Origin of the sequence: Stenotrophomonas sp. PS02300 (assembly GCF_029959395.1) — a bacterium.
In the GTDB taxonomy this organism is placed as follows: Bacteria; Pseudomonadota; Gammaproteobacteria; order Xanthomonadales; family Xanthomonadaceae; genus Stenotrophomonas; species Stenotrophomonas maltophilia_AD.
On sequence record NZ_JASCOP010000199.1, the window covers coordinates 1 to 4,745 of the forward strand.

Annotated in this window: 5 protein-coding genes; 3 read left to right on the forward strand and 2 right to left on the reverse strand. The window is 67.9% G+C overall.

Going from position 1 to position 4,745, the window contains the following annotated elements; translation table 11 throughout:
• Positions 1-94: 94 nt before the first annotated feature.
• Together QMX79_RS20015 and QMX79_RS20020 are read right to left on the reverse strand one after the other, a co-directional pair.
• Positions 95-637 (reverse strand): DNA-3-methyladenine glycosylase I, encoded by a 543-nt coding sequence (locus QMX79_RS20015; protein ID WP_282248344.1) that lies wholly within the window; start codon positions 635-637, stop codon positions 95-97.
• On the reverse strand, positions 634-2,424 hold the full coding sequence (locus QMX79_RS20020; protein WP_282248345.1) for a DUF4153 domain-containing protein: 1,791 nt from the start codon (positions 2,422-2,424) through the stop codon (positions 634-636). The genes QMX79_RS20015 and QMX79_RS20020 overlap by 4 nt, the downstream gene beginning before the upstream one ends.
• Before the next feature lie 91 nt (positions 2,425-2,515).
• Between QMX79_RS20020 and QMX79_RS20025 the strand changes: the two genes are divergently transcribed.
• Genes QMX79_RS20025 through QMX79_RS20035 form a run of 3 tightly spaced genes read left to right on the forward strand, consistent with a single transcriptional unit; the run spans position 2,516 to position 4,509 of the window.
• Positions 2,516-3,082 (forward strand): YqgE/AlgH family protein, encoded by a 567-nt coding sequence (locus QMX79_RS20025; RefSeq protein WP_282248346.1) that lies wholly within the window; start codon positions 2,516-2,518, stop codon positions 3,080-3,082.
• Positions 3,075-3,542 carry a Holliday junction resolvase RuvX gene (gene ruvX / locus QMX79_RS20030; protein WP_068849771.1) on the forward strand — a complete coding sequence of 156 codons (468 nt, stop codon included), beginning with the start codon at positions 3,075-3,077 and terminating at the stop codon, positions 3,540-3,542. The genes QMX79_RS20025 and ruvX overlap by 8 nt, the downstream gene beginning before the upstream one ends.
• Positions 3,543-3,558: 16 nt before the next feature.
• Positions 3,559-4,509 carry an aspartate carbamoyltransferase catalytic subunit gene (locus QMX79_RS20035; protein ID WP_282248347.1) on the forward strand — a complete coding sequence of 317 codons (951 nt, stop codon included), beginning with the start codon at positions 3,559-3,561 and terminating at the stop codon, positions 4,507-4,509.
• Positions 4,510-4,745: the final 236 nt, after the last annotated feature.

The window sequence follows — 4,745 nt, forward strand, 5'->3', positions numbered from 1 at the left end:
GGGGGCAGCGTCATTTGTTTATAAGAGACACCAATCACCCACCGGCCGCCATCCGGTAGCGCCGGCCGTTGGCCGGCCCAGGCGGTATCGGGTATCAACGGGATTTAGCAGCCCACGGCGGTGGAATCTTCGCCAATCGCTTGTACACCGGGCAATCCTTCGCATGCGCGCCGGGCAGGTAGCCCAGGCTCATCAGGAATTCGCCGGTGATTTCGCCGCCGGTGAAGCGGAACGTCTTCTTGAACAGCTTCACCCACTCGGCCTTGTCGCGCGGGTGGTGCGCGTCCAGCCATGCCGCGAAGCTGCCGTGGCTGGCCCGCAGCTGCTGGATCACCTGGGCGTTGTGGATGGCCGCATGCACCTTGAGCCGGTTGCGGATGATGCCCGCATCGTTGAGCAGGCGCTCCACGTCGCGCTCGCCGTAGCCGGCCACGGCATCCACATCGAACTGGCTGTACGCCGCGCGGAACCCTTCGCGCTTCTTCAGGATGGTTTCCCAGCTCAGCCCGGCCTGGTTGATTTCCAGCAGCAGGCGCTCGAACAGCTCGCGTTCGTCGCGCTGCGGAAAGCCATATTCGTGGTCATGGTAGTGACCGTGCACCGGGTGGCCCGGTGCGATGAGGCAGTAGCCGCTCATGGGGTGTCGTCTTCAACGGGAGGTTGTTCGATGCCCAGTCTAGGCCCATCGCCGAGCGACAGTTGCGGCCAGCGTGCCGGATGTATCGTCAGGTTACCCCGCAGCAGCGGGTCGTACGCCGGGTCGCCCTGATACTCCGAGGGCATCGGGAATTCGATCTTGCCGGCGTCCGTCCAGTCCTTGCCCTCGCGCGCGTGCAGGCGGCATACCGCGCCGCCCCATGACGGCTCATGGCACAGCAGCATCTCGTCCACGCCATCGCCATCCAGGTCGCGGCGCAGCGCCACGCAGACCTCGTCCATTTCCAGGCAGCTGCTGACGTTCACGGTCCTGTCCAGCAGCGCCTGCCACCAGTCTGGATCCGGCGCCGGGCTGCCCTTGGCCAGTTTCAGCTGCTGCTGCAACACCTTGAGGTCTTTGATGGTGTCGCTGTAGTCCCCATAACGGGCTCGCCGCGCGTCCACGCTCAGGACATTGGCGATCAGGGTGCTTGCACGCGGATCGTCGCGGAAGCGCGGGTCCTGCTGCAGTTCCTTCAGCACCTCGGCGCCGCGCCGGCCATAGCCGAAGCGCAGATCGGTGGCGTCGTCGCCCTTGATCGCCGGCGCGGTTGCCTGCAGCCGGGCCACCTGGCTGGCCAGGCTGATCCGGATCGGGTCCAGTACCGGCGTGTTGGCCAGCACGGCCGCGCCCAGCACCACCCAGCACATCCAGCGGTTGACCGGTTCGATCCGCTGCAGCCAGCGCCCGCGCCTGCGCACTGCGGCCAGCGCATAACCCACCGCGTAACCGCACACCAGCAGCGCCGCCAGCAGCGCCCAGAAGCGCTCCAGGGTGACGCCGTACTGGCTGATGCGCAGGCCCATGGCGTACAGCGCCAGTGCCGCATACACCGGCAGCGTGAGCAGGCTGGCTTCGACCAGCCGGCGCAGCCACGCCGGGTAGGGCGGCAGCTCGCTTTCATGCTGGTACACCGCGTTGCTGAAGACGATCAGCAGCAGCACCAGGGTCAGCAGTACCGTGGCCGCCGAGCGCGTGCGCCACAGCGGCTCCAGACCGGTGAAGGGCAGGCAGACCACGAAGATCACCGCGATGAACGCCAGCAGCGGCAGCAGGCCGCGCGCCACGGCAAACAGCACCTGGCGGATGACCTGGATGGCCCGGTCCTGGGTGCGCCCAATCAGCACGCCGAACCCGAACAGCATGCCGGTGGCCAGCGCGATGAAGGCTTTTTCGCGGAACAGGTCGCGGAAGAAGTGGATGTCCACCAGGTCGAACAGCGCCGCCCACAGCCACAGCAGCATCCAGGTCAGCCCGGTGAAGCCCAGTGCCAGCGCAAGGGTCAGCCCGTTCTGCCAGGCGCGCTCGAACAGGGCTGCGTAGGTGGCGCGCCAGTGCCCGTGCTGCAGCCGGAACTGCCACCACGGCAGCGCGACGAACACCGCGACGGCCACGCACACGGAAAACGGCATCAGCAGCGGTGCCTGGCGCAGGTCGTCGGGCGTTCCGCTCAGGTTCCAGCCGATCCAGCCGGCCATCGCCAGCACCACGGCCGAGGCCAGTGCCGCGTGCAGCCACAGGCGGCGGTCGCGCAGGTCCACCAGGGTCAGCGCAACGGCGGTGGGGACGCTCAGTACCCAGGTGTACCAGCACAGGCGCGTGCCGAACGCCTGGAACGGGCCGTGGTCGGCCGCTTCCTGCACCGCGTACAGCATCAGGCCCTGCAGCAGCGCGATCAGCACGATGGCGGCGCGCGAGGCAAGGGACAGGGGGGGCTGCGGGTTCATCGTGCTCTCCATTGCGTACACACGTCCATGACTGCACGCATCGTAGCCGAGGCTCACGCCCGTGTGCGGATGCAGCGGGTAGAATGGGCCCATGTCCACGTTGCCTACCTCCCTTGCCGATCACCTGCTGGTTGCGCTGCCGTCGCTGACCGATCCGACCTTCGCGCGCACCGTAAGCCTGATCTGCCAGCACGACGAGAACGGTGCCATGGGCGTGCTGGTCAACCAGCCGTCCGAGTACACGCTGGGCGATGTGCTGGCGCAGATGGAGATCCAGACAGACAACCTCGTCCTGCGCGACCAAGTGGTGCTCAATGGCGGCCCGGTGCATCCCGAGCGCGGCTTCGTCATCCATGACGATGCACGTGCGTGGGAATCGAGCCTGCAGGTGGGCGAGGGCGTGTACCTGACCACCTCGCGCGACATCCTCGAAGCGATGGCCCGGGGCGAAGGCCCGCGCAATGCGCTGGTCACGCTCGGCTGCGCCGGCTGGACCGAGGGCCAGCTGGAAGGCGAGATCGCCGACAACAGCTGGCTGACCGTGCCGGCAGATGCCGAACTCCTGTTCGCCACGCCGCTGGAACAGCGCTGGCAGGGCGCCGCCGCGCGGATCGGGGTGGACCTGTTCCGGTTGACGGACTACAGCGGCAATGTCTGAGCCGGCCACCATCCGCCGCGACGGCACCGTGCTCGGCTTCGATGTCGGCTCGCGCCGCATCGGCGTGGCGATCGGCAGTTCCTTCGGTACCCATGCCCGCGCCATTGCGGTGGTGGACGTGCACGGCAACGGCCCGGACTGGACCGCGGTCGAACGCCTGATCAAGGAATGGCGGCCCGATGGCCTGGTGGTGGGCGACCCGCTCACCCTGGATGGCCAGGACCAGCCCAACCGCAAGCGCGCGCAGGGCTTTGCCCGCCAGCTGCGGGAACGTTTCAAGCTGCCGGTGGTGCTGATCGACGAGCGTTCCAGCTCGGTCGAAGCGGCCCGCCGGTTCGCCGTAGAGCGCGCCGAAGGCCGCAAGCGGCGCCGCGATGCGGCCACGCTGGATGCGGTGGCCGCCGCGGTGATCATCGAACGCTGGCTGTCCTCGCCAGACGACGCCACCCCCGTTTCCTGACCCCCAGACCCTGCCCATGACCGCCTCGCAACTCGATTCCGACGGACGCCTGCGCCACCTGCTGACCCTGGAAGGTCTGCCCCGCGAAACCCTGCTGCAGCTGCTCGACCGCGCCGGCCAGATCCGCGATGCGGCGGTCGGCCGGGTCGGCAATAAGCGCCACGTGCTGGGCGGTTCGGCGGTGTGCACGCTGTTCTTCGAACCCTCCACCCGCACCCGCAGTTCGTTCCAGCTGGCCGCGCAGCGGCTAGGGGCGGACGTTCTGAACTTCGACGCCTCCACCTCGTCCACGCGCAAGGGTGAAACCGCCTGCGACACGTTGAAGAACCTGGAGGCGATGGGCGTGCGTGGCTTCGTGGTGCGCCATCCGGACGACGGTGCCGTGGCCGAGCTGGCCGCCGCGGCGGGCGAGGGCACCGCACTGATCAACGCCGGCGACGGCCGCAGCGCACACCCGACCCAGGGCCTGCTGGACATGCTGACCCTGCGCCAGGCCAAGGGCGGTGATTTCTCGAAGATGAAGGTGGTGATCGTCGGCGACGTGAAGCACTCGCGCGTGGCCCGCACCGACCTGCATGCCCTGCGCACGCTGGGCGTGGGCGAGATCCGCGTGTGCGGCCCACAGTCGCTGCTGCCGGACGATGACACGCTGAAGGGCTGCATCGTCGGCCAGGATTTCGACCAGATGCTGGAAGGCGCCGATGCGCTGATGATGCTGCGCCTGCAGCGCGAGCGCATGGAAGAAGGCCTGGTGCCCTCGATCGAGCAGTATCACGCGGAATACGGATTGAACGCCGCGCGCCTGAAGCGCGCCGGCCAGGATGCCGCCGTGCTGCACCCGGGCCCGATCAACCGTGGCGTGGAAGTCACCGACGAAGTGGCCGACGGCCCGCAGTCGTGGGTGCTGCGCCAGGTCGCCAACGGCGTGGCCGTGCGCATGGCGGTGCTGGAAACGTTGTTGGGGTGATGGGGCGGCTTCGGATCGTGTAAACGTTGGACGGAGTACGGGGGCGGTGTTTTTCCGGCTTCGGATGCTTGGGCCGCGCTGCGCGCGGTTTCCGGCCAACGGCCGGGGCTACGAATTTTTACGGGCCCATTGGGATTGGGGTCAATCGATCGTGGGCTTCGGATCCTGTAAACGTTGGACGGAATACGGGGGCGATGTTTTTCCGGTTTCGGATGCTTGGGGCCCGCGGCGCGCGG

Excerpts from the sequence above, each read along its gene's own strand:
- QMX79_RS20015 (WP_282248344.1), bottom strand. The coding sequence starts at position 637 with ATGAGCGGCTACTGCCTCATCGCACCGGGCCACCCGGTGCACGGTCAC.
- QMX79_RS20020 (WP_282248345.1), bottom strand. The coding sequence starts at position 2,424 with ATGAACCCGCAGCCCCCCCTGTCCCTTGCCTCGCGCGCCGCCATCGTG.
- QMX79_RS20025 (WP_282248346.1), top strand. The coding sequence starts at position 2,516 with ATGTCCACGTTGCCTACCTCCCTTGCCGATCACCTGCTGGTTGCGCTG.
- ruvX (WP_068849771.1), top strand. The coding sequence starts at position 3,075 with ATGTCTGAGCCGGCCACCATCCGCCGCGACGGCACCGTGCTCGGCTTC.
- QMX79_RS20035 (WP_282248347.1), top strand. The coding sequence starts at position 3,559 with ATGACCGCCTCGCAACTCGATTCCGACGGACGCCTGCGCCACCTGCTG.